At 66.3% G+C, this 24,468-nt stretch carries 19 protein-coding genes; 10 read left to right on the top strand and 9 right to left on the bottom strand.

What is annotated here, in order from left to right:
• Positions 1-36 precede the first annotated feature (36 nt).
• Positions 37-636, top strand: coding sequence for a TetR/AcrR family transcriptional regulator (locus MKAN_RS10000; RefSeq protein ID WP_063476878.1), 600 nt, complete (start codon positions 37-39; stop codon positions 634-636).
• On the opposite strand, the gene MKAN_RS29520 is transcribed toward MKAN_RS10000, so the two are convergent.
• Positions 629-7,420, bottom strand: coding sequence for a non-ribosomal peptide synthetase (locus tag MKAN_RS29520; protein ID WP_023367877.1), 6,792 nt, complete (start codon positions 7,418-7,420; stop codon positions 629-631). The genes MKAN_RS10000 and MKAN_RS29520 overlap by 8 nt on opposite strands.
• A 225-nt stretch (positions 7,421-7,645) precedes the next feature.
• On the opposite strand from MKAN_RS29520, the gene MKAN_RS29515 reads away from it, so the two are divergent.
• The 3 genes from MKAN_RS29515 (at position 7,646) to MKAN_RS09980 (ending at position 9,763) form a co-directional block, all read left to right on the top strand.
• Positions 7,646-7,948: a hypothetical protein gene (locus MKAN_RS29515; RefSeq protein WP_080674055.1), complete on the top strand. Its 303-nt coding sequence runs from the start codon at positions 7,646-7,648 to the stop codon at positions 7,946-7,948.
• A 164-nt stretch (positions 7,949-8,112) separates the two neighbouring features.
• Positions 8,113-8,859 carry a M15 family metallopeptidase gene (locus MKAN_RS09985; protein WP_023367873.1) on the top strand — a complete coding sequence of 249 codons (747 nt, stop codon included), beginning with the start codon at positions 8,113-8,115 and terminating at the stop codon, positions 8,857-8,859.
• Between the two features lie 91 nt (positions 8,860-8,950).
• The gene (locus MKAN_RS09980) at positions 8,951-9,763 is read left to right on the top strand and encodes a class I SAM-dependent methyltransferase (protein WP_023367871.1); all 813 of its coding nucleotides are present in this window, start codon (positions 8,951-8,953) and stop codon (positions 9,761-9,763) included.
• A 3-nt stretch (positions 9,764-9,766) separates the two neighbouring features.
• Here MKAN_RS09980 and MKAN_RS09975 read toward each other — a convergent pair whose 3' ends face one another.
• Positions 9,767-11,308, bottom strand: coding sequence for an amidase (locus MKAN_RS09975; protein ID WP_036393778.1), 1,542 nt, complete (start codon positions 11,306-11,308; stop codon positions 9,767-9,769).
• A gap of 152 nt (positions 11,309-11,460) precedes the next feature.
• Here MKAN_RS09975 and MKAN_RS09970 point away from each other — a divergent pair, with 152 nt between their 5' ends.
• From MKAN_RS09970 to MKAN_RS09940, 6 genes are all read left to right on the top strand, one after another.
• Positions 11,461-13,038, top strand: a complete 1,578-nt coding sequence (locus MKAN_RS09970; RefSeq protein WP_023367867.1) for a methylmalonyl-CoA mutase family protein — start codon at positions 11,461-11,463, stop codon at positions 13,036-13,038.
• Positions 13,038-13,463, top strand: a complete 426-nt coding sequence (locus MKAN_RS09965) for a cobalamin-dependent protein (protein WP_023367865.1) — start codon at positions 13,038-13,040, stop codon at positions 13,461-13,463. The genes MKAN_RS09970 and MKAN_RS09965 overlap by 1 nt, the downstream gene beginning before the upstream one ends.
• The gene (locus tag MKAN_RS09960; protein ID WP_023367863.1) at positions 13,448-14,404 is read left to right on the top strand and encodes an LLM class F420-dependent oxidoreductase; all 957 of its coding nucleotides are present in this window, start codon (positions 13,448-13,450) and stop codon (positions 14,402-14,404) included. The genes MKAN_RS09965 and MKAN_RS09960 overlap by 16 nt, the downstream gene beginning before the upstream one ends.
• Positions 14,405-14,451: 47 nt before the next feature.
• The gene (locus MKAN_RS09955; protein ID WP_042313551.1) at positions 14,452-15,453 is read left to right on the top strand and encodes a CaiB/BaiF CoA transferase family protein; all 1,002 of its coding nucleotides are present in this window, start codon (positions 14,452-14,454) and stop codon (positions 15,451-15,453) included.
• A 65-nt stretch (positions 15,454-15,518) separates the two neighbouring features.
• The gene (locus MKAN_RS09950) at positions 15,519-15,935 is read left to right on the top strand and encodes a hypothetical protein (RefSeq protein ID WP_051404525.1); all 417 of its coding nucleotides are present in this window, start codon (positions 15,519-15,521) and stop codon (positions 15,933-15,935) included.
• A 461-nt stretch (positions 15,936-16,396) separates the two neighbouring features.
• Entirely contained in the window at positions 16,397-18,172 is a 1,776-nt protein-coding gene (locus tag MKAN_RS09940; protein ID WP_225722800.1) for an IS1634 family transposase, read from the top strand.
• A 53-nt stretch (positions 18,173-18,225) separates the two neighbouring features.
• Here MKAN_RS09940 and MKAN_RS31885 read toward each other — a convergent pair whose 3' ends face one another.
• From MKAN_RS31885 to MKAN_RS09915, 7 genes are all read right to left on the bottom strand, one after another.
• Positions 18,226-19,161 carry a hypothetical protein gene (locus MKAN_RS31885; protein WP_023367855.1) on the bottom strand — a complete coding sequence of 312 codons (936 nt, stop codon included), beginning with the start codon at positions 19,159-19,161 and terminating at the stop codon, positions 18,226-18,228.
• A 3-nt stretch (positions 19,162-19,164) separates the two neighbouring features.
• Positions 19,165-19,458 (bottom strand): hypothetical protein, encoded by a 294-nt coding sequence (locus tag MKAN_RS09930; RefSeq protein WP_023367853.1) that lies wholly within the window; start codon positions 19,456-19,458, stop codon positions 19,165-19,167.
• A gap of 237 nt (positions 19,459-19,695) precedes the next feature.
• Positions 19,696-20,673, bottom strand: coding sequence for an Imm52 family immunity protein (locus MKAN_RS30410; protein ID WP_129111795.1), 978 nt, complete (start codon positions 20,671-20,673; stop codon positions 19,696-19,698).
• A gap of 79 nt (positions 20,674-20,752) precedes the next feature.
• Complete coding sequence (locus tag MKAN_RS30405) at positions 20,753-21,691, bottom strand: Imm52 family immunity protein (protein WP_036393774.1); 939 nt, start codon at positions 21,689-21,691, stop codon at positions 20,753-20,755.
• Between the two features lie 31 nt (positions 21,692-21,722).
• Complete coding sequence (locus MKAN_RS32970) at positions 21,723-22,862, bottom strand: Tox-REase-5 domain-containing protein (protein ID WP_416188598.1); 1,140 nt, start codon at positions 22,860-22,862, stop codon at positions 21,723-21,725.
• Between the two features lie 96 nt (positions 22,863-22,958).
• Positions 22,959-23,231, bottom strand: coding sequence for a hypothetical protein (locus tag MKAN_RS31870; protein ID WP_036393772.1), 273 nt, complete (start codon positions 23,229-23,231; stop codon positions 22,959-22,961).
• Positions 23,232-23,337: 106 nt separating this feature from the next.
• Entirely contained in the window at positions 23,338-24,285 is a 948-nt protein-coding gene (locus MKAN_RS09915; RefSeq protein WP_023367843.1) for an Imm52 family immunity protein, read from the bottom strand.
• Between the last annotated feature and the right edge of the window lie 183 nt (positions 24,286-24,468).

Raw genomic sequence — 24,468 nt, 5'->3', positions numbered from 1 at the left:
CAACGCAAGATGAAATTTCGCGGGTATGGTGTGACTGTGGCGAAACGATCCGGCACCCCCGGCCCGCGCGACGACCGCGGCGTGCTGGCGGCGCGCATCCTGACCGCGGCCCGCGACGAGTTCGCCGAACACGGCTGGGCCGGCACGGCGATTCGCGCCGTCGCCCGCGCCGCCGACGTCGACCCGGCGCTGATCTACCACTACTTCGGCTCCAAGGAAGGCCTGCTCGACGCGGCCACCACGCCGCCGCAGAAGTGGCTCGACTCGGTCGCCAAAACCTGGGCGGCGTCACGAGATCAGCTGGGCAGGCAATTGATCCGCAACGTGCTCGACATCTGGACGGATGAGGAGGTCGGTCCCGCGCTGCGCGCAGTGGTGCTCACCGCCGCCCACGAACCGACGACCCGCGAAAAGCTCCGGCTCATCGTCGAGCGCGGGCTGATCGGTGAGTCGACGCTCGGCGACGACGAGGGCGAACGGCTGCGTCGCAGTGCGTTGATCGCCAGTCAGCTGATCGGCTTCGCCCTGCTGCGCTACGTCTGGAAAATCGAGCCGATCGCGTCGATGCCCGACGACGAGGCGGTGGCAGCGCTTGCGCCCAACCTGCAGCGCTACGTCGACGGCGACATCACCTGAAGTGCGTCAGGCGATTACCCGCGCGGGGCCGGAGATCGGGTCGTCGCCCGGAGGTCAGCACCTTGCCTCGGCTCGAGGGTGCCGCCGCGTCCGGCACGGGGCGCCGGCCGGCCCGGGGAAAGTCGTAGTCGTCAAGATCCAACGACGGCGGCGGGAAGTCCCACGGCGGCTGAGCCGACCCCTGCGCCCACTCGATCACGGCTCCCCGCATCCACGCTTGGGCAAGGTCCTGTGGTGACCTGCCGCAGGCCGGCAGCCGGGCTGGCCCCGCCGGCGCATCGCCGGTGACCTGCGTCGCGACGACGCCACGCAGCCAGGCCACCGCGGATTCCGCGTCGGCATGCACAGCTGCCGCGCGGTACCGCATCGGTGGGCGACCGGCCTGGAGGTGGCGCAGCACCTGCGGGTAGTTGTCGGGATGTGCCGCCAGGTGGTCGGCGATGCGGTGCGCGTCGGCCCGCAGCGCGGTTTCGGTGTGCGCGGACAGCAGCAGGCACGGAACGGCCGGAGTGGTCGCGGCCGACTCGTAACCCTGTTCCACGATCGCATGCGCGTTGATGCCGCCGGCGCCGAAGCTGCTGACCGCGGCCACGCGGGTACGCCGCGCCGGCCACGGCCGCGCTTCGGTGGGAATGTAGAACGGAACCGCGCCGTCGCCGATTTCCGGGCTGAGTCGTCGAAAGTTGACGTTCGGCGGAATCACCGCGTTGCGCACCGCCAACGCCGCGCGGATCAACCCGGTCACGCCGGCGGCCACCCCCAGGTGGCCGACCTGGCTCTTGAGCGAGGACAACCCGCATGAGGCAGGTTCGGTGAGCCCGTAGCCCTGCTGCAGCGCGTTCACCTCGACAGGGTCGCCCAGCCGGGTGGCGGTGCCGTGAGCTTCGACATACCCGATTTCGGTGGCGCTGCGCCCACTGCGCCGCAACGCCTGGGCGATCACCGTGCGTTGTCCGGCCACCGACGGGGCCATGAAGCTGTGTTTGCGTGAGCCGTCGTTGTTGATCGCCGACCCGGTGATCACCGCGTGGATGGTGTCGCCGTCGCGTTCGGCCTGAGACAGGCGCTTGAGCACCACGACCGCGACTCCGCTGGCGCCCAGCGTGCCCTCGGCGTCGTCGCTGAACGGGCGGCAGACGCCGTCGGGCGCCAGGAAGTAGTGCGGCCGATGCCGGTACCCGTCGGTCAGCGCGGTGTCGACGTTCACGCCCGCCACCAGCATCACGTCCGCGTCGTCCTCGCGCAGCAACCCGGCGGCCAGATGCACGGCCACCAGCGAGCTGGCGCACGCTGCCTGCGCGGTGAATACCGGTCCGGTCAACTGCAGGTAGTAGGCCGCCTTGGCGGCAAGGAAGTTCTTCTCGTGCAGAATTTCCATGCTGAGCCCGCTGGGGAGGTCGGCGGGATCGGCCTCGCGCATCATCGCCTCGTAGTAGGTGTCATAGCCGCCGGTGGCCACCAGCCCGACGCGGGCCGTGCCGGGCTCGGCGATGCCGGCGTGGGCCAGCGCTGCCGTGCAACTCATCAGCAGATGCCGCTGTTGGGGATCCATCAACCGGGCGTGGCGGTGGCTGATCCCGAATCGGTCCGGGTCGAACGCCAGCATGCCGTCCAGCTGGCTGCGGGCGCCGACGAGGCCGTCGGCCGCCTCGAAGTGCTCCACGCCCGACCCGCCCGTTTCGACCAGGCGCCAAAATGACGCCAGATCGGGGGCGCCGGGTGCCCGCACCGCCATCCCGACGATCGCGATGGCTTCGGCGACCGGGCCGTCGCGGTATTCTCTGGCCGCCGGTCGCGGGCCGGGTGCGGGAGCTGCCGAGGCCTGCGACGTCTCCAGATGGCGACTGAGCTCACGGATGCTGAGGAACTCGAAGAGGTCGGCGACCGTGAACGGCAGTCCGAGCTCGGTGCTGCAGCGCTGCTGAAACCGCATCAGGTCCAAACTGGTGGCGCCGGCATCGAAGAACTTCTGGTCCGGTCGCAGCGGCTTGCCGGTCGCCGCCAAGAACTCGCCGTAGAGCCGGCCTTCCAGCGCCGACACATCCCGCCACGCGGTAACCGTCGCAAGCTCGCGTCCCTGCACGGTCGTCGCGGCCCGACGGTCGAGTTTGCCGCTCGGGGTGAGCGGCAGCGCGTCCACCCGCCGGAAGTCGGCGATCCGGGCATGCGCGGGCAACAGCCCGGCGAGGTGCGAGTTCAGCTCGTCGACGCTCGGATCGTCGGGGCCGTGGCATTGCACCAGGGCGCGCAGCGAGCCGTTCGCCGGGATGACGACGGCTCCCCCGATCCGTGGGTGGCGCAGCAGGGCGGCCTCGACCTGACCTAATTCCAGCCGGTGGCCGCTGATTTTGATTTGCTCGTCGTCGCGCCCGTCGTAATGGAACAACCCGTCGTGGTCGACGTGGGCGAGGTCGCCGCTGCGGTAGAAAAGTCCCTGCCCGGGCACCGCGGTGAAGCGGGTCCGGTTCAGTTCGGCATCGCCGAGGTAGCAGGGCGCGGCCATCTGCCCGCCGATGAGCAGCCGGCCGGTGACGCCGGGCGCGACGGGGTCACCGGTGTCGTCCACCACGCGCAGCACCGCGTTGGCTACCGGCCGGCCGATCGCGGGCCGTTCCGGCCACGTCTCCGGATCCCCGTCCAGCACCAGGGCGCTGACGACGTGCGTTTCGGTGGGGCCGTAGTGGTTGAACAGCCGCGCACTCGGCAGCCGCGCGAACCAGCTGCGGACCGCCGGGGTACAGATCAGCTGCTCTCCGGCGGTGATGACCTCGCGTAGGCGGGACGGGTATCTGTCCAGCCGGACGCCGTGCTCGGCGAGCAGTTGTAATGCCACGTACGGCAGGAACAGGCGCTCGACGCCGGCGGTCTCCAGCTGGTCCAGTAGCTGCGGCAGATCCCGCCGCCATGCCGGGTCCACCAGATGGAGCCGCCCGCCCGAACACAGCGTGGTGAAGATTTCCTGGAAGGACACGTCGAAGGACAGCGCGGAGAACTGCTGGGTCACCGCGGCGCCGGCAAGCCCGCCGTGCTCGCTTTGCCAGTGCAGCAGGTTGCACAGCGTGCTGTCGGGGACGTCGACGCCCTTGGGCGTGCCGGTGGAGCCCGAGGTGAACAGGGTGTACAGGGGCCTGCGGCCGTCATGCGGCGCGGCGGCGCACGGTATGGCCGGCGCTGCGGCCGCCAGCGTGACGACCAGCCGGGGCACGCCGTCCGGCGCGACGGCAGCCACCTCGGCCTCAGCGCCCGGCAGCATCAGCACACACAGCGGCTCGGCCTGGCGCAGGATCTGGCCCAGCAACTCGGCGGGATAGGCCGGGTCCAGCGGAACGGCGGTGACGTTGAGCCGAGCCGCGGCCAACAGCGCAACCACATGCTCGGCCGACGGCGGCAGGTACATCGCCACCCGCGCGGGTGCGGCGGGGTCGGACACCTGGGGGAGTTGGGCGGCCAATGCGGCGGCGTGGGCGTCGAGTTCGGCGTAGGACAGCGCGTGCTCGCTGGTCGTCACGGCCGGGGCGTGCGGTGTCCGGGCGACCTGACGCGCGAAGCCCTCGGCCACCGTGACGAAGGACGGCGTCGACCGTGGACCGCGACCGTGGCCGGCGATGTCCGCCCGATAGGGGGCGGCCAGCTCGGTCAGCGTGCCCGAGCTGTCGCTGATGAGCAGGTCCACCGCGCGATGAAACAGCTCGGCGGCCGCTTGGATCCGGTCGCCGTCGAACGCGCCCTCGGCGTACTCCCAGACGCAGTCGGGGCCGGCTTCGCGTTCCAGCACGAACAGCGTCAGCGGGCATTTGGCCTGGGCGGGCTGCGGCCAGAGGTGACGCACCCCGCAATCCGGCAGGGCGAGGGCGCCGTAGTCGGTGCTCTCCAGCACGAACAGGAATTCCAGCGGCGAAACCCCCGCGGGTACCGGGGTGTCGGTCAGCACGTCGGCCAGCGTCACGTCCTGACGGTTCAGGACCTCCTGGGTTGCGACGGCCTGCCGTTGCAGCTGGGCGCGCAGCTGCGCATCCGGTGCGAGGTCGACGGGCAGCAGCACCGTGTTGGCGAACATCCCGACTGCCGACTCGAACTCGGCCATCGGCCGACCTGCGACCGGCGTGGCCACGATCGGGCGGGTGCGGCCGGTGACGCCGTAGAGGCTCCACGTGAATGCGGCCAGTAGCAGCTGGAACCGGGTCAGCCCCAGTTCGGCCGCTAGCCGGGCGATGCCGGCGCGCTGCCCGGCGTCCAGCGAGCTGCGGAACAGCCGGGCGTTGCCACCGGCCGTCTCGGCGCGCGGGGTGGGCCACTCGAGCCCGGCGTAGTGGCGGCGCAGGGCGCGGCGCTGGTCCTGGTAGCCCGGGCTGCAGCGAAGGTCCCGCTGCCACAGCGTCGCCTCGACCGGGGTGTGCGCCGGCCGGTGCTCCGGCAGGGCCTGGCCGGCGGCAAGCGCGGCGTAATCGGCGGACAGCTCACGGAACAAGACGTTGAGCGAAATGCCGTCGACGGCGATGTGGTGCAGGTGCAGCAGCAGCATGAAGCCGCCGGTTGCCGCCGGCCGGGCACTGCCGCCGAAATCGCCGTGGGGTGCCAGGCCCGCCCGCAGCATCCGCGGTTGCGCGAGGTCGAAGGCCGGAGCGAAAAACCGGTCGGCGGTCAGTTGCCACGCTTCGCCGTCGCGCGCGTCCACCGAGTCCCACGGGTCGTACGGATCACCGACTTCCTGGCGCAGGCCGTCCAGGGCGGCCCGCAACCCGGTGCGCAGCGCGGGATGGCGGGCCACCAATCGGCATACCGCGACGCGCAACGCAGCCACGTCGGGAGCGCCCTGCAGCTGGAAGGCCAGCCGCACGTCGTAGGCGCGGTTCTGCGGGTCGCGCTGCTGCAGCAACCACAGCCGTTGTTGCTCGGACGTGGCCGGCGCGCTGCGCAGGCCGGTCGGGGCCGGCACCGGCGGGTAGTGGCCGGCATGGGCGCCGGTGTCGATCGCGTCGGCCAGGGCGGCGAAGTCCTTGCCGATCACGTCAGCAGGTGGGACGTCGACCTGCCAGCGCCGCTGGATTTCGAAACGCAGCCGCAGCGCGGTCAGGGAATCGCCGCCGCTGGTGACGAATCGGTCGCTCGCGGCGAGATCCGCCACGCCAAGGACGCCGCCCGCCAGCTCGAGTAGCTCGCGCAGGGTGGCACCGGCGTGGCACTCGACGGTCCGGGGCCGGCGCCACGGAGCCACCGCGCAGTTCAGCAGCGCCGCTTCGTCGACCTTGCCGTTGGCGGTGTGCGGCAGCGCATCGACGACGTAGGTGTGCTGCGGACGCATGTACGGCGCCACGGTGTCCGCCAGGTGCCGGTGGTAGGCGTCGAAAGTCAGGTTGGCCGCCAACACCAGGTAGGCCAGCAGCTCATGACGGCCGTCGGGATGGCGGCGAGTGCACACGCGGACCTGCCGTATCGCGGGGTGGGCCGCAAGCTGCCGTTCCACCTCGGCGGGTTCGATCCGGAAACCGCGGACCTTGACCTGACGGTCCGCGCGCCCGACGAACACGATCAGGCCGGCTTCGTCACGGCGGACCAGGTCGCCGGTCCGGTACCAGCGCTGGACCCCGTCGTCGTGCCAGGGCAACCGCACGAAACGGCTCGCCGTTTCGTCCGCCAGGTTGCGGTAGCCGTCGGCCAGGCCCGCGCCGGACAGGTACAGCTCCGCCAGCTCGCCCGCCGCGGCGGCGCGGTTGCCGTCGGCGACCAGCACCGCCGCGGTCGAGGGCAGGGGTCTTCCGATCGGCACGACATCGCCGGCGAAGTCGGCCGGGATCGGGTGATACAGCGCGAATGTCGTGCATTCGGTGGGGCCGTAGACGTTGACCAGCTCGGTGGCGCTGGCCGGGTTGTCGCGGTACCAGCGGCGGATGCGGGCGGCGTCCAGCTGCTCGCCGCCGATCAGCACCCGCGAGACCGTGGCGAAACAGTCCGGTACCGCGTCGATAAGGGTGTTGAACAAAGCCGTCGTCACGAACACGGTGTCGATGCGCGACCTCCGCAAAGCCTCGGCCAGCCGCCGCGGGGTTTGCAGATGCGCTTGGCCGTTCAAGCCGGTCGAGCCGTTCAGGCCCAGACCGCCGAACACCACGCAGGTACCGCCGGTCAGCAGCGGCGTCCACACCTCGAAGGTCAACGCGTCGAAGGCGGGGTTGGACATGCTGGCAACCCGCGTGCCGGGGTCGAAGCGCAGCCATCCCGGCTCGGCCAGCCGCAGTATGCCGGCGTCGCAGACTTCGACGCCCTTGGGTAGTCCGGTCGTTCCCGAGGTGTAGAAGACGAAACCCGGGTCCTGCGGCGGTGCGTCGACTCGGTCAAGGGGCCCCGGCCCGGCGTCGAGCAGGTCGGCCACTCGCAGTGCCCGCACCGAAGCCGGCGTCGGCGCCGTCTCCGGCGTCGCGCACACCACCGCCACGCTGCCCGAGTCCGCAAGGATGTGGTGTTGCCGCGTAACCGGGCTGTCCGCGTCGAGCGGCACCACGGTGGCCCCGGCACGGCGAATTCCGAGCATGACGCAGACCAGCTGCCACGATCGGGGCAGGCAGATGGCCACCGCCTGTCCCGGACCGATACCGGCGGCGTGCAGGCCCCGCGCCACTGTGGCGCTGAGGCGCTCCAGATCGTCGTAGGCCAGAACCCGATCGCCATCGACCACCGCGGGTGCCTCGGGGGTGCGGCGCACTTGGTCAAGAACGGCGGCCGCGAGGCTGCGCCGGGCCCGGTCGTTGGGTGCCGTGGCTGCGGCAGTCGGCGTTTGTGGGTCCACGCTGGTACTTTCGCCCGCGCGACCGGTTGCTGTCTGTCGTGTTTTCAGCCCTACTTCGAGCGGAGCGGCCGTCCCCTGATCGGGTGACGATGCCTTCCCCCTGGCATAGACGGCCGTCTCGGTGACTTTCTGCTCTTGTCCGGGGCGGCGGATAGCTCACTATGGAAGTGCGGCAGTCGCTGACCAACATCGACAAGCCGTCGAATCGGTTGCCAGGAGGACCAAATGAACGCTGTAGCTCACGAGCAGCATGTGGGGCACGACCATCCGCATGGGCATGGATGTGGGCATGTCGCGATTCCGCACGGTGATCACGTCGACTACGTGCACGACGGTCACCTGCATCGACAGCATGACGATCACTTCGACGAATGCGAACCGGCCGGCGGCCACGCGATGCATGAGGGGCACGACCACGCGCACGGCGAGGGCTGCGGACATGTGGCGGTTCCGCACGGCGACCACGTCGACTATGTGCACGACGGGTGCCGCCATGCCGCCCATGACGGTCACTATGACGAACACTGACGAACACTGACGAACACTGAGTAATCCCCGGGTTCATCGCCCGTCCGCTGAGCCGTCCGCGAGGCCGGTATCGGTTCGGTAAATCGTTTGCCGAGTTTCGCCGCCACAGGTGTGGCTGCGCAGCCTAAGGCTGTACCACCCGCGACAATGTCCGGATGCCTGGAATGCGGCGATTCTGTGCGGCCGTGGTCGCCGTGTTGCTCGTCGCGGTCTCGGGCGCCTGCCAAGACCCCGGTGTCGGGGCCCCCACGTCCTTGCCGGTCCGGCCCGTCGGGACCACGGTCCCGTCCGGCCCCGGCGTGCCGCCGGTCAGCGACGCGGCGCGCGCGGCCGGGTTCGTCGACGTCCGAAGCGTGCTGCCCGACGCCGTCATCGACCTGCGGTACGCGACCACCAACAACTTCACCCACACCCAGCTCTATCCCGCCGATGCCAGGTGCCTGGTACACCAATCCATGGCCCAAGGACTTGCGGCGGCCGCGGTCGCACTGCGCCCGCAAGGGCACGTGTTGGTCTTCTGGGATTGTTACCGGCCACACGAGGCGCAGGTCAAGATGTTCAACGCGGTTCCCAATCCCGCGTGGGTGGCGCGGCCCGGACCGTATGCCCGCAGCCACGAGGCCGGCCGCTCGGTCGATGTGACGTTCACCAGCCCGCAACAGAGCTGCCCGGCCGAGCGGCAGGTGCACGGACTGTGCCTGGCCGACATGGGCACCGACTTCGACGATTTCTCTTCGCGGGCAACGGCTTTCGCGACCCAGGGGGTGACCGTGGCGGCTCGGGCGAACCGGACCGCGCTGCGGGAGGCCATGAACTACGGCGGGCTGAACGTGTACTCCGGCGAGTGGTGGCATTTCGATGGTCCCGGCGCCGACGTCGACCGTCCGGTGCTCAACGTCCCCGTCGACTAGCTATCTCATATATTGAGATAATAATTTCAAATAGTGAGTTGAGGTTATAGGCTGGCGCCACCGACGACGCGCCGACCAAGGGACCCCGCAAATGAACGACCGCTCTGCGACCAGCTACACGCACGGACATCACGAGTCGGTGCTGCGCAGTCATCGGGTGCGCACCGCGGAGAATTCCGCCAGCTACCTGCTGCCGCACCTGAAGCCGGGGATGACGGTGCTGGACGTCGGTTGCGGGCCCGCGACGATCACCGTCGAGCTCGCCGCCCGGGTGGCGCCGGGATCGGTGACGGCCGTCGAGCTCACCGACGACGCACTGCGCCTGGGCCGTGCCGAGGCCGAGCGGCGCGGCGCGGCGAACGTCTCGTTCGTGACCTCCGACGTGCACGCGCTCGACTTTCCCGACGACACCTTCGATGTCGTCCATGCCCACCAGGTCTTACAACACGTCGCCGATCCGGTCCAGGCACTGCGGGAGATGAGGAGGGTGTGTGCGCCGGGCGGAGTTGTCGCGGCTCGCGATGCCGACTACGGCGGATTCATCTGGTATCCACGGCTGCCCGCACTGGACCTGTGGCTGCGACTCTACGACGGGGCGGCTCGCGCCAACGGCGGCGAGCCGGACGCGGGCCGGCGGCTGCTGTCCTGGGCGCTGGCGGCCGGCTTCGACGACATCACGCCGACCGGCAGCATCTGGTGTTTTGCGACGGCCGAGACCCGCCAATGGTGGGGCGGAATGTGGGCCGACCGCATCCTGCAGTCGGACCTGTCTCGTCAACTTGTGGACTCGGGAATGGCCACAATGGTCGAGCTGAAAGAGATCTCGGCGGCGTGGCAGGCCTGGGCTGGCGCCCCGGACGGTTGGCTGGCGATGCCCCACGGCGAAATCCTTTGCCGGGCCTAGGGATCAGCTCGGAGCGGCGGGGAAGCCTCCGCACAGCGATTCGAAGGCGGCGGCAACTCTCAATACGTTGGCATCGTCGAATCGCTTGCCCACGATCATCATTCCGGCGGGAAGCCCGTCGACCAGGCCGGCGGGCACCGAGATCGCGGGGTGGCCGGTGATGTCCATGGGTGCGGTGTTTAGCGCCTTGCCAAATGTGTGTGGCAGTAACCCGACATCCTGCGGGCTGCCCTCCGGCAGCGGATTGGCCGTGCCGGGCACCGTGGGCATCACCAACACGTCGTAATGCTCGAGCGCCCCGTCATAAGCTGCCCGCAGGTGCGGCACCAGATTACGCGCCTTGGCATAGACTGCGCCGCCCAACCTGTTTCGGCTGTAGTGGCCGCACAGCGCCGTCGCCTTGATGGTGCTGGCGAATTCGTCGGCCTTGACCACGCGCTGTCGGGCGAAGTGCGCCATGAGTTCCGGGTCGTAAAGTCCGTCGACGCCGAGCCCGGATCCGTTGCCCTCCAGCATCTGGTAGGTCGCGCCGTCGGTGATGATGACGTTGAAGACGTGGATCGCGCGCCGGTGCCAGGGCACGCTGATCTCGCCCACGGTACAACCGATTTCGGCGAACCGGCGGGCCGCCGACCGGACCAGCTCGTCGACCTCGGGCCGGGATCCGGTCCACCCGAAGCCCTCGCTGAGCATGCCGACCCGCAGACCGGTCACGTCGCCGGTGAGTGCCGCCCGATAGTCGAGTGGGGCTATCGCCGCGGACTGGCGGGGATCATGGCCGTCCGGGCCGGCAAGCACCGTAAGCAGTACTGCCGCGTCGGCGACGGTGCGCGTCATCGGGCCGAGGTGATCGATGGTCCGCTCGATGGGAAACGCGCCGGTGTAGGGCACCAGCCCGTACGTCGGCTTGAGCCCGACGATGCCGCACAGGGCAGCCGGGATGCGCACCGACCCGCCCTGGTCGCCGCCCAGTGCCAGCCCGACTTCACCGGTGGCGACGAGCGCGCCACTGCCGCTGGATGATCCGCCCGTTTCCCGCGTGGTGTCCCACGGATTGCGCACCGGTCCGGAGGCGGAGGTGAAGCTGGATCCCGAGCAGCACAGGTCTTCGCAGACGCTCTTGCCGGCGATGGTGGCCCCGGCGGCGAGCAGCCGCCGCACGACGGTCGCGTCGCGGCTGGGGACAAATCCCTCCACCGCGCGTGATCCGTTCATCATCGGGAGGCCTGCCACGGCGATGTTGTCTTTGATCGCGACCGTCCTGCCGGACAGCGGACCCTGCGCGCCGGAGGCGATGTCGGCCGTGACGTACCAGGCGCCGAGCGGATTGTCGCCCGGCTCCGGGAATCGATATACCCGATCGGGCGCCTGAGGCTGAGCGGAGTGGTCACAGAGGTCGCCGTAGAGTTCGTCGACCACGTCGTAGGACCTGAGTGTGTGCCCGACGGCCGCGAGGTAATCCCGTTGGTCGTCGGCGTCGAGGTGGAAACCGAAGTGCTCGGCGGCGGCACGCAGGTCCGCCGCCGACGGCCGGGGAACCGCCATGTCGCCTCCGTCATACGTTGCTGGGTCGCTCGGGTGCGGCTGAGCGCGGATCAGCCGAGGCCGACCGCCACCGCCGCCCAGCATTCTGCTATCTCACCTGGTCAGGCCAGCGGTATTGGCATTCTCTTTTTTTGCAAGTACGTTATTCATCGATGGATAATGAAGCTCAGACCGCATCGGGCATCCCGGTTGCGCCGGTGTACGGGCCGCAGGACCGCGAGTCGGAACCCCCGGGTCCGGGGGAGTTTCCCTTCACCCGGGGGAACTTCGCGTCGGGCTACCGCGGCAAGCTCTGGACTTTTCGTCAGTACTCCGGATTCGGCACCGCCGAGGAATCCAACCGCCGGTACCGGTATCTGCTGGAGCAGGGTGGGACGGGTCTCTCGGTGGCGCTCGACCTGCCCACCCAATGCGGTTTCGACTCCGACGACCCCGACGTCGTCGAGGAAGTCGGCCGGGTCGGCGTCGCCGTCGACACGCTGGCCGACGCCGAGATCCTGTTCGACGGCATCCCGTTGGACAAGATCAGCACCAGCATCACGATCAACGGCACCGCAGCGATCCTGCTGGCGTTCTACGTCGCCGCGGCCGAGCGCCAGGGCGTACCGCGGGCCAAGCTCACCGGAACCATCCAGAACGACATCCTCAAGGAGTACGCATCGCGCGGGACGTGGATCTGGCCGCCCGAACCGTCGCTGCGGCTGATCGCCGACACCATCGAGTTCTGCGCGGCCGAGGTCCCGAAGTTCAATGCCATCTCGGTGGCCGGAGCGCACTTCCGCGACGCCGGCGCCACCGCCGTGCAGGAGATGGCCTTCACCCTGGCCGACGGCGTGACCTATTGCGACACCGTGGTGCAACGCGGCCGGATGACCATCGACGAGTTTGCGCCGCAGATCTCCTTCTTCTTCTACACCCACGGCGACTTCTTCGAAGAGATCGCCAAATACCGTGCGGGACGGCGACGTTGGGCGACGCTGGTTCGGGAACGCTACGGCGCCAAGACGGACCGGGCATCGATGTTCCGTTTCGGTTGCGTATGCGGCGGCGCGTCACTGTATGCGCCGCAGGCGCACAACAACGTGGTGCGGGTCGCCTACGAGGCGATGGCGGCGGTGCTGGGCGGCGTGCAGTCGATGTTCACCGCGGCCTGGGACGAGCCCTTCGCGCTGCCCACCGAGGAATCCACCACGTTGGCGCTGCGCACCCAGCAGATCCTGGCCTACGAAACCGGCGTGGCCAGGGTCGCCGACCCGCTCGGCGGCTCCTACTTTGTCGAGGCGCTCACCGATGCCACCGAAGCCCGCATCATCGAGATCATGGCCGACCTCGAAAAGCACGGCGGGATGGTCAGTGCCATCGAGGACGGCTACCTGCAGGGGCTGATCGCCGACGAAGCCTTCAAGATGCACAAGGACATCGAGACGGGTGCGCGGCCGGTGGTCGGGGTCAACAGGTTCGTCTCCAAGGAACCCGAGCACGACATCATGACCTACGAGCTCGACGCCGAGGGGCGCGACCTGCAACTCAAGCGGCTGACTCAGGTCAAGGCCGAAAGAGACAATGCCGCAGTACAGTCCACGCTCACCGCGCTGGCCCGCGGCGCCGAAGGCACCGACAACCTCATGCACCGGCTGATCGACTGCGCCAACGCCTACTGCACGGTCGGCGAGATGGTCTCCGCGCTCAAGGCGGTGTGGGGCGAATTCCAGCAGCCGGTGGTGTTCTGATGGCTACTCGCATCTTGGTCGCCAAACCCGGGCTCGACGGGCATGACCGCGGCGCCAAGATCGTTGCCCGCACGCTGCGCGACGCCGGTTTCGAGGTGATCTACACCGGGATCCGGCAACGCATCGAAGACATCGCGTCGATCGCCGTCCAGGAAGACGTGGCCGTGGTGGGGTTGAGCATCCTGTCCGGCGCACACCTGGCGCTGACCGTGCGCACCATCGAAGCGCTGCGCGCCGCTGACGCCGCCGACATCGCCGTCGTCGTCGGCGGAACGATCCCGCACGCCGACGTGCCCAAGCTGCTGGAGGCCGGCGCGGCGGCGGTATTTCCCACGGGGACACCGCTGGGCGTGCTGGTACGTGACATTCGCGCTTTGACCGGCGGCCCGCAACCTGCCCCGGAGGAACCATGCGCGTCGGAGTGATGGTCGGTCCCGAGCGTGGCGATTCGGCCCGCAAGGTCATCCGGATGCTGGCCGACATCGACTGGGCGGAGAGCGCCGGCCTGGACAGCGCCTGGATTCCACAGATTCCCAACGACTTTGACGCGTTAGTGGCGGTGGCCCTGATGGGCACCCGGACCAGCCGCATCGAGCTGGGCACCGCGGTCGTCCCGCTGCAGGCGCAGCATCCCATTGCGTTGGCGCGCCAGGCGTTGTCGGTGCACGCGGCTACCGGAGGCCGGCTGGTGCTGGGTGTCGGGCCGTCGCATCACTGGATCATCGACGACATGCTCGGGCTTCCCTACGAGCGGCCAGCCGGCTACACCCGCGACTATCTCGACGTGCTGCACGCGGCCTTCGCCAATCCCGGCCCGGTCGACGTGGAGAACACCACCTTCCGGGTGCACAACCCCCTCGACCTGGCGCCGGTGGCGCCGCTGCCGGTGCTGGTGGCCGCGCTCGGGCCGGTGATGCTGACGTTGGCCGGCGAGCGGGCCGACGGCACCGTGCTGTGGATGGCCGACGAACGCGCCGTCGCCGAGCACGTCGTGCCCCGGATCACCAAGGCCGCCGACAACGCCGGTCGCCCGGCGCCGCGCATCGTCGCCGGCGTACCGGTATGCCTCTGCAGCACAACCGAAGTCGACGCCGCACGGGAGCGCGCCAACCGAATCCTGGGCGAGGCCGAGGTCTCGCCGAATTACCAGCGGCTGCTGGGGTACGGCGACGCCAAAGACGTCGGCGATATCTGCGCGGCCGGCGACGAGGACGCCATCCTGGCCCGGCTGCTCCGATTCGCCGACGCCGGTGTGACGGACCTGTCCGTGCGTCTGTTGCCGATCGGTGGCAACCGCGACGCGCTTGTCGCGTCCAAGCGCCGGACCCGCGAGATGATCGCTTCGCTGGCAACGGAGTTGCGGTGACTGGTCGAGGTCCGCTGGCGGGGATACGGATTCTCGAGGTCGGCACCATGCTGGCCGGGCCGTATGCCACGATGCTGCTGGCCGATCTCGGTGCCGAGGTGATCAAGGTCGAGCCGCCGGACGGCGAGATCTCCCGCAGCGTGGGGGACAGTTACTTCGCCAGCCTCAACCGGAACAAGTCGAGCATCTGCCTGGACCTGAATACCGAAGCGGGACAACGGTGCTTGGGTGAGCTCGCGGCGCAATCGCAGGCGCTGCTGGTCAACCTGAAGCCGTCGGCCGTTCGCCGGCTGAGGCTCACCTACGAGGCCCTGCGGCGGTGGAACGAACGGATCGTCTGCGTGGCGATCACCGGTTACGGTCTCAACGGCGGCGATGATCCGGCGTTCGACTACGTGATTCAGGCCGCTACCGGTATTGCCGCTTTGACGGGTGAGCCAGATGGTCCGCCGACATTGCCGGGCTACTCGTCGGCGGACAACTCCACCGGCATGTGTGCGGCACTGGGATTGTTGGCCATGATCGTTTCGGGTCGCGGCGGGCAGGTGGACGTGTCGCTGCGCGACGTCATGCTCTCGCAGCTCAATTACCATGCCGCCGCTTACCTCAACGAGGGTATTGAGCCGCACCGCCGGCCCTATGGCGCGCATTCGTATTACGTTCCCGCTCAGCTTTTTCCGACCGCTGACGGGTATCTGGCGCTGTTCATCACGCACGACGGGTTCTGGAAATCCTTTGCCGACGAGGCGGGTATCGGCGGTTTCGAAACAATGGCCGAGCGCGCGGCCCGGCGCGACGAGGTGCTCGGCGTCGTCACGGCGATGCTGGCCACCGATACCGCCGCCGGCTGGGAACGACGGCTGCGTCCGCTGGGCGTGCCGGCGGCGGCCGTCCGCACGCTGCCCGAGGCATTGCAGGCGGCGCCGGAAACTATTGTGCGGGCTGGTGATTTACGTCTCGTCGGGAATCCTGTGCATGTTTGCGGCTATGAGCCCGACTACCGGCCGGCGCCACGGCTGGGTGAACACGGCGACGTGCTCAACGCTTGAGCTCGATGACGTGTTGTCAGCCCCTCGCGCACTATCTCGCCCAACTGCAGCTTAGGATCAGCTCAATGTCAATTGATTCTGAGTTGGTAGCTGTTGATCTGACTAGCGATGAGCGCAGCTTCATACAGCATGCGCTGTACCAATGGCAGTTTTCGGCGACTGCGACACCGTTTCCGATCCGCGTGCTGGGGTTGTCGACGTGGGAGGAATTCGACGAGCTCACTGGTCGTCTTTCTTACGCAGTCGTTGGTGGCCAAGCGCTTACTAGCTTGGATTGGGCTCGGGTGTTGTACTTGACGGAATGCTCCTGGGCCAGCGAGTTGGTGGGCGCGGGATTGGACTTTGCGACCGTTAGCGGGATCTCCGATACGGAGGCGGTGAGTTTACTGCGCGGCTTGCAGCGCAAGATCGGCCGCATCACCACGGCTGAGTTGTTGTTTCCTGGGAGCGGTCGGCACTCAAAACCCGCTGATGGAGGCTAGCGTCCTGCTCCTAGTCGAAGTCTCGGGGATTTTCCCACGGGTCGTCTTCTCCCAAAATGGGGAGGTGATGGGGGATGGTATGCGGTGGGTGCACAACGTGGGGTCCCAAAAGGCGGTGCGGGTCCGCCGGGAAGCATCGGCCCTTCGACACCTTTGGGTAGGGGCGCTGGCTTGGGTGCCGGTGGCGCTTCAACCGGTGGCGGTGGTGGGGGTGCGGGTCGCGGAACCGGTGGAGCGGCGGGTGTAGGTGGCGCCATTTCGCCGGGAGTAAGCGGTGGAAACCGTCCCGATGCAGGGGGAGCAAGTGGTTCGACGGCCCTAGTCGGAAGTTACGACGGGTTCTGACTGGGGATTAGTGTTCTGAGCTGGCGCTATGGGCTGTTGTCTCGTGCTGATATGTAGTCACGAATATGTGCGTGTCATTCGTATCTGATCGGCGTAATCAGGCTATGATGCTTTGTATGCCGCGTAACCAGGGCAAAGCTCACGTAGTCAGAGTTAAAAAGACGCATGTGGATAAGCAGGGCAAACAGCGCGTTTATCAGTCGGTGCTGTTGCGCCGCACCTTCCGCGACGGGCCCAAGGTGCGCAACGAGACCGTGGCCAACTTGTCGATGTTGCCCGAGGCGGCGATCGCCGCGCTGGAGGCGACGCTGAAGGGACACAGCCTGGTGCCCGCTGGTCAGGAGGTGACGGTGCTACGCGCGTTGCCGCATGGGCATGTGGCCGCGGTCGCGGCGATGGCCCGCCAGCTGGGACTGCCCGCGCTGCTGGGGTCGCCGTGTCGGTCCCGCGATCTGGTCTACGGGCTGATCGTCTCGCGGGTGATCCATCCGGCATCCAAGCTCTCGACGCTGTCGCGCTGGGCCGATTGCACCCTGGGCGCAGACCTGCAGATCGCCGGCGCTTCCACCGACGAGATCTATGCGGCGATGGACTGGCTCAGCGACCGCCAAGACGGCATCGAAAAGAGGCTCGCCGCTAAACACCTTGGTCCAGAAGCCAATCCGTCACGGATGGCATTGTTTGACCTGACCTCATCGTGGGTGACGGGCCGGCATTGCCAGCTGGCCAAGCGCGGCTATTCCCGCGACCGCAAAAAGGGCTTACCGCAAATCGAATACGGGGTGCTCACCGACCCTGCCGGCCGGCCGGTGGCGGTGCGGGTCTTTGCCGGTGATACCGCCGATCCGGTCGCCTTCACCGACATCGTGGAGGTCATCCGCACCGGCTTCGGGCTGGATCGGCTGGTGCTAGTCGGCGATCGCGGCATGATCACCGCCGCTCGCATCGCCGCGATCAAAGAACTCAACGACACCGGAACCGATTTCGGGTGGATCACCGCGCTGCGCGCTCCAGCGATTGCCAAACTGGCCGCCGACGACGGGCCGCTGCAGATGAGCCTGTTCGATACCCACGACCTGGCCGAGATCACCCACCCCGACTACCCACACGAACGGCTGATCGCCTGCCGCAACCCCGCCCTGGCCGCTGAACGGGCCCGCAAACGCAACGAACTGCTGGCCGCCACCGAGACCGCCCTAGCGCGTATCGCCGAACGGGTCGAGCGCGGCAGCCTGGCCGGGGCCGGCAAGATCGGCGAAGCTGTCGGGCAGATCGTCAACAAATACAAGGTAAGCAAGCACTTTCACCGCACCATCACAGACACCAGCTTCGCCTATGAACGCGACCACGCAGCCATCACCGCCGAAGCCGCCCTCGACGGCATCTACGTCCTGCGCACCTCGGTGCCCGCCACCGACCTCGACGCCCCCGCGGTGGTCACCGGGTATAAGAACCTGGCCTATGTCGAACGCGACTTCCGCAGCATCAAAACCGACGACCTCGACCTACGCCCCATCCACCACCGGCTGTCTGAGCGCGTCAAAGCCCACGTACTGATCTGCCTGCTGGCCTGCTATGTGACCTGGCACTTACGCAAAGCCTGGGCGCCGCTGACCTACACCGACGAACACCCACCAACCCGCGACAACCCCGTCGCACCCGCACAACGCTCACCACATGCGCACACCAAAGCATCTCGCCACCAAACCACCGACGCCACTCCACTGCGCAGCTTCCGCGCTCTGCTCGATCACCTGGCCACCTTGACCCGCAACCGAATCCGCTACCAGGACACCAACATCGAAATCGAGACTCTCACCGAACCCACCCACGACCAACGCCGCGCCTTCGACCTCATCAAGGCCACCATCCCCCTCACCATCGCGGCGTAGTCAGACCTAAAACACCCAAAACCAACAAAACCCCACGTCAAAGCCCGAATCACCTATCCAGACGGTCGCAACTTCGGCCTAGTGTTCTGCTCGAAGTATTCCAGCGGGGTTCGCCACGGAGTCGTCGCAGTCGGCTTGGGTTCGAAGGCAGTTCCATAGTCGCCGTCCTGCGGATTGATGAAAATAATGGTTCCATCGCTCTTCAGCAGCGTTAGTCCGCCGGATTTGATGCTGGAACCGATCCGAGTATTGGGGTCCTTCATCGCGTCGTAAATCGATCTGGCCAGGTCTTCTGGCGTCTTTCCCGGAAAATGCTTCAAGGCATGACCGTTGGCGATTTCGACAGCTACTTGTCTCATTTGCTCGTCGGTCCAGCCGGCAAACGGATTGCCCGGTGGTCCCGGTTGCGGTTGTTGTGGGCTGTCTTTGAAGGTGTGGTTGTCGACGGCCTGGATGCGAGGTTTGGGGTCGTGAGGTGTCTCCGGGAAGGTGGTGGCCGCGATTCCGGCCGTCGCGGCGGTGATTTTGCCGGCTACGTCGCGTTCGACCCCGAGCAGTTGGGCGACGCGTTGGCGGATGTCGGCGGCGAATGCGTGGGCTTGGGCTTGACGAGCCGCCTGTTCGGCCGCGGATCGGCTGGTTCGGCTGTCGATGACCGAGAAGTCTTCTCCCACAGCAAAACCCGCGTTATGGGTGTCCTCGATAGCAAAGAGGACCCTGCGTTGGGCGGCGCCGATGGTGCCGGCGCCGTCACGGGCAATCTTGCTCGCTTGGCGCAATTGGTCGGCTTTGGCGCTCACGACTGTGAAGTCCGCGCCGGTTCGCGCCCGCAGCGCATCACCGCCGGCGCCTTCCCACATCAGGGTGTGGGATTGGTTGCGCATCTGCAAGAACACGTCTTCCCACTGATCGGCGGTCTTGGTCCAGTAGCCGGCCGCCTCGATCAGATGCTGGGTGCTCCAGGTCCGGACTTGGGAAAGGGTCGCCACTCCCTACACCAATCTCGGTCGCGCGGCCGCCATCTCGGCCACAGCGGTCGCTTCGTTGCTGGCATATCCCGTAGCACCGGCCTGCACCGTGCTGGCCGTCGCCTGTGTCCGGGCCAACAACGCCGCGGCGGCAAACTCAACCGCTGCGTGGGCACCGCGCACCGCCGCGGTGGTGCGTTGAAACGGTTGCCCTAGTGAAGGCGGTGCTAGGACGGCAAGTTCCAAGCTTCGCTGACCCCATTGACTGGCCACGCCTTCTAGCTGTGGGACATCGATCCGCAGCTGACCCCGTTCCATCCTCCGGAAGTGTAGTGGCGGGCCTGGAGCAACTCACCTTAGGTCGAGCGACACTGCGCCCCCGCCGGTCGCCTTGCCGTCGTTGTCGTAGACAACTCAGCTTCGCATGCGGTGCAGCAGCGGCGCTGATGCCGCGGCTTTGTCACGCGGGTTGACGTCAGCGTCGTATTGCATGGGTACGCCCGGAGGCGAACGGCCTGATCCCAGACGTGCAGTTGACCATGATTCAGCCAAGTATCAGTCGTGGGCGGTGGTACCGCGCGGAGCGTCGCTGCGCTGAGCATCCGTGTTGCTTTCCGGGTATCCAACACCGCGTGTTTCGATGCCGGGTCGAGGGTCGGATTGCCCTCTGTCCGTCGGGTTCACAGATGCTCCCGGCGCGGTAGGGGTTGCCGCCGGGCCGGCCGAGGCGGCGTCCACGTCTTCGGATGATTCTGTCCGCTGGGTGGGCACCTCGTAGCCCATTGCCCTGCGCACCTGAAGGACATCACGAAGCGGCGGGTTAGCTGGGTCTTGCCCGAGCAGCACCAACGTTCCGGTGCCGAGGCGTTCAACGGTTGCGCCAGCTGGCAACAAGGCCATGTCGAACTTTACCGAATCGGAATCGCTGAGTAAATTAGCCCACCCTGCCGGGTGTCCGATCAATTGACCAGCAATTATGCCGCCATTTTCCAGCCGCTGATCTGGCTGGCGCTGTTTGTCGACTAGATCGTGGTTCGTCCAAACAGCATGATCGGGCTGCCATGTGTCGACCACGATATTCAGCAATTTCGCTGCGACGGCCGGGTCATATATGTGACCTGAGCCGGCGCCAGGTTTGGGCAGATTTAAGATGAAGCTGTTCGTTACGTATGGTGAGGTCCGACCACATCCGACAGAAAGGCCGATCGATGCATCTGGGTTTCCGTTCCACCAAGACACAGAGTAGCCGAGTTCATCAATAACCTGCCTGTTAGTGTCTCGGCGATTGCGTCCTGCAAGGAGCCGAGTCACTAGATCCGTATGATCGGATATCACAACCGGTTGCTCGATAGCCCTTCGTTTGGATCCCGCCCCTTGGCGCCAACCAGTTAAGAGTGGGTCAACGTGTGCGAACTGTTCAATCAGCGTGGTCAGACGCTGTGCGCACTCGTCCACAGACGCCGCACGGATCCCCAAGTACGCACCTAGGTAAAAACTCGGTGACATATTTTCCTTGGCACCCGAGATGGGCATGAACCGAACGTCGCTTTGCACGGTACTTGTAGGCGAATGGCTGCGAACTTAGACATCGTGGGCACGATTCAATAAAGAACTATTTGTCGTGCGCGCTGGTGCCGCGCTGAGCGTCGCTGCGCTGAGCATCCGTGTTGCTTTCCGGGTATCCAACACCGCGTGTTTCGATGCCGGGTCGAGGGTCGGATTGCCCTCTGTCCGTCGGGCTCACAGAGGGTCCCGGTGCGGTAGGGGTTGCCGCCGGGCCGGCCGAGGCGACGGCCACCTCTTCAGATGATTCTGTCCGCAGGGTGGGCACCTCGTAGCCCATTGCCCTGCGCACCTGAAGGACATCACGAAGCGGCGGGTCAGCTGGGTCTTGCCCGAGCAGCACCAACGTTCCGGTGCCGAGGCGTTCAACCGTTGCGCCAGCTGGCAACAAGGCCATGTCGAACTTTACCGAATCGGAATCGCTGAGGAAATTAGCCCACCCCGCCGGGTGTCCGATCAATTTCCCGAGTACATATCCGCGGCCATCCTTCGTAGGCCGATTTGGCTCTTTTTGTTTATTGCGAAGATCGTTGTTCGTCCAAACACCCCACTCGGGTCCGAAGACATCTAAAAGCGTCTGGATAATGTGGCGCGCGGTCTCCAGTCTGTACAAGCGTGGCGCCGATTCTTGATCGGGAAGATCGAGCATAGCATTATTTAGCCCGATAGCTGATGTCCCAGCGATACGGATCGACAATTTAGCAGCTGGCCGGCTGTTGTCGGAGCCCCCATTCCACCAGTGTGCCGCGTACCCGTACGGTTCGATGACTTCGTTGTTGTCGGGGCGGCGATTGCGCCCTGCAAGCAGTCGCTCAACCAAGTCGGCGTGATCGTTGGTTACCAACGGCTGGGCTAGTGCTTCGCGCTTTGACGGACCCCCGTCACGCCAGCCCGACAGCACTGGATCGAGCGCTGCCAGCGTCGTCACGAGCCGCGCAATCCGATAAGCGGATTCATCCACCGATTCGGCACGGGGTCCCCAATACACCCCCACTTCCGCTCTAGGCATGCGACCCTCTCTACTTCGGCGGAACCACTATGACGTTGATGGCATACCCGTTTCTTGTCAGAAGATCTTCCACGAGCGCCGCGGTTTCTGGCTGAGCGAATACCCATTCTATCGGTGTTGTCCCGGCGACCCGTATTTGATTATACGCCTGATTGAGTATTCCTTGCTCGCCGGTAAACCAGGGCTTCCAGTGGCCGTTCTCGGTAAACTGATCATAATAGCTTTTAACCTCAATTAGCGCTCCGTCTGTGAATCCGTCGAATTTCACCCCGTCGACGATGTATCCCTCGGTGATGGGGTGTCCGGTGATCTGCATTTGGTATTGGGCGGCGCGGTCGGACATCGACTCGGTGACCGGTTGCCAAGTGCCTGGGCCATGCGGGACTGGTGTTGGTGAGTGTGGTGGCGGTTGCCATGGCTGTGCCCAGTCCGGGACCAGGCGTGTTCCTTGGGCGGGCACGGTCTCTGTCTTGCCTAGCTGCGCCTCCAAGGCGCCTTTCCGGGCATTGAGCGCATCTGCTTCTCGGTTGTAGGTGGCGACCGCGCTGGCGTCATCGAGCGGGGGTCGCCACGAATTATGGTCGCGGATCTCCCCTTTCAGTTGGTTATAGGCTGCCCGTGCTTGTTCAGGTGTCATCCGCGCCGGATCGTCCGGTGGCTGCGGTTGTTGTGGGCTGTCTTTGAAGGTGTGGTTGTCGACGGCCTGGATGCGAGGTTTGGGGTCGTGAGGTGTTTCCGGGAAGGTGGTGGCCGCGATTCCGGCCGTCGCGGCGGTGATTTTGCCGGCTACGTCGTGTTCGACCCCGAGCAGTTGGGCGACGCGTTGGCGGATGTCGGCGGCGAATGCTTGGGCTTGGGCTTGACGAGCCGCCTGTTCGGCCGCGGATCGGCTGGTTCGGCTGTCGATGACCGAGAAGTCTTCTCCCACAGCAAAACCCGCGTTATGGGTGTCCTCGATAGCAAAGAGGACCCTGCGTTGGGCGGCGCCGATGGTGCCGGCGCCGTCACGGGCAATCTTGCTCGCTTGGCGCAATTGGTCGGCTTTGGCGCTCACGACTGTGAAGTCCGCGCCGGTTCGCGCCCGCAGCGCATCACCGCCGGCGCCTTCCCAAATCAGGGTGTGGGATTGGTTGCGCATCTGCAAGAACACGTCTTCCCACTGATCGGCGGTCTTGGTCCAGTAGGTGGCCGCCTCGATCAGATGCTGGGTGCTCCAGGTCCGGATTTGGGAAAGGGTGGCCACCGATTACACCAATCTGGCTTGCACGGCTGACATCTCGGCCACAGCGGTCGCTTCGTTGCTGGCATATCCCGTAGCACCGGCCTGCACCGTGCTGGCCGTCGCTTGGGTGCGGGCGGTCGACGCCGCCGCAGCCAGGTCAACCGCTGCGTGGGCACCGCCCACCGCTACGGCGGTGGGTTGAAACGGTTGCCCCGGCAGGGGCGGTGCTAAGACAGCAAGTTCGACGCTTCGCCGACTCCATCTCAGCTTCGCATGCGGTGCAGCAGCGGCGCTGATGCCGCGGCTTTGTCACGCGGGTTGACGTCAGCGTCGTATTGCATGGGTACCCCGGAGGCGAACGGCCTGATCCCAGATGTGCAGTTGACCATGATTCAGCCAAGTATCAGTCGTGGGCGGTGGTACCGCGCGGAGCGCCGCTGTGCTGAGCATCAGTGTTGCTTTCCGGGTATCCAACACCGCGTGTTTCGATGCCGGGTCGAGGGTCGGATTGCCCTCTGTCCGTCGGGTTCACAGATGCTCCCGGCGCGGTAGGGGTTGCCGTCGGGCCGGCCGAGGCGGCGTCCACGTCTTCGGATGATTCTGTCCGCTGGGTGGGCACCTCGTAGCCCATTGCCCTGCGCACCTGAAGGACATCACGAAGCGGCGGGTCAGCTGGGTCTTGCCCGAGCAGCACCAACGTTCCGGTGCCGAGGCGTTCAACGGTTGCGCCAGCTGGCAACAAGGCCATGTCGAACTTTACCGAATCGGAATCGCTGAGGAAATTAGCCCACCCTGCCGGGTGTCCGATCAATTTCCCGAGTACATATCCGCGGCCATCCTCGGTTGAGCGATCCGGCTCTGTTTGCTTGGCGAGAAGTTCCTCATTAGACCAAAGCACCGAATCGGGGTCAAAAATATCCACGAAAATATGTAGAAGTTTATGCGCGATGCCCCGGGTGTAGAGGCTCGGGACCGCATCGGGTTCGGGCAGCTTGAGCACCACATGGTTTCCCAGTGCACTAGAACCGATATGGATATTCAAGTTAGCCGCCGCCTGGTTGTCCTCGGCGCCGTTCCACCAGTAGACCGAGTAGCCCATATCTTCCATGATTTGTCGGCCAACGTCGGTGCGGTGTCGTCCGTCCTGTAATCGCTGCACCAAGTCGGCGTGGTTGGTGGTGACCAAGGGTTTGGCGGTTGCCTCCCTTTTGGACCGGCCAAGATCGCGCCAGCTCGACAGGGCTGAGTCGAGCGCAGCGAGCGCCGGCAACAGTTTCGCAACCCGGCCTGCGGCTTGGTCGACCGACTCGACACGGCCTCCCCATCCGACACTCACATTCGATTTCGTCATTTACCGATCCTTTGCTTAGGGTGGCGGTATAACCACGTAGTCAATAGCACCCTGTAGACCAGGAACATCGTTTAACATCTGCCTCACTACAGCGGCAGTTTCTGGTTCCGCGAATACCCATTCTATGGAGTTCCGTGCGCAGCGCTTACTTGATTCAGTGCTTGGTTGACGAGACTCTGTTGT

The organism is Mycobacterium kansasii ATCC 12478, assembly GCF_000157895.3.
GTDB classification, from domain to species: Bacteria; Actinomycetota; Actinomycetes; order Mycobacteriales; family Mycobacteriaceae; genus Mycobacterium; species Mycobacterium kansasii.
The sequence above is the reverse complement of the archived record's forward strand: the minus strand, read 5'-3'. Positions and strand labels throughout refer to the sequence as shown.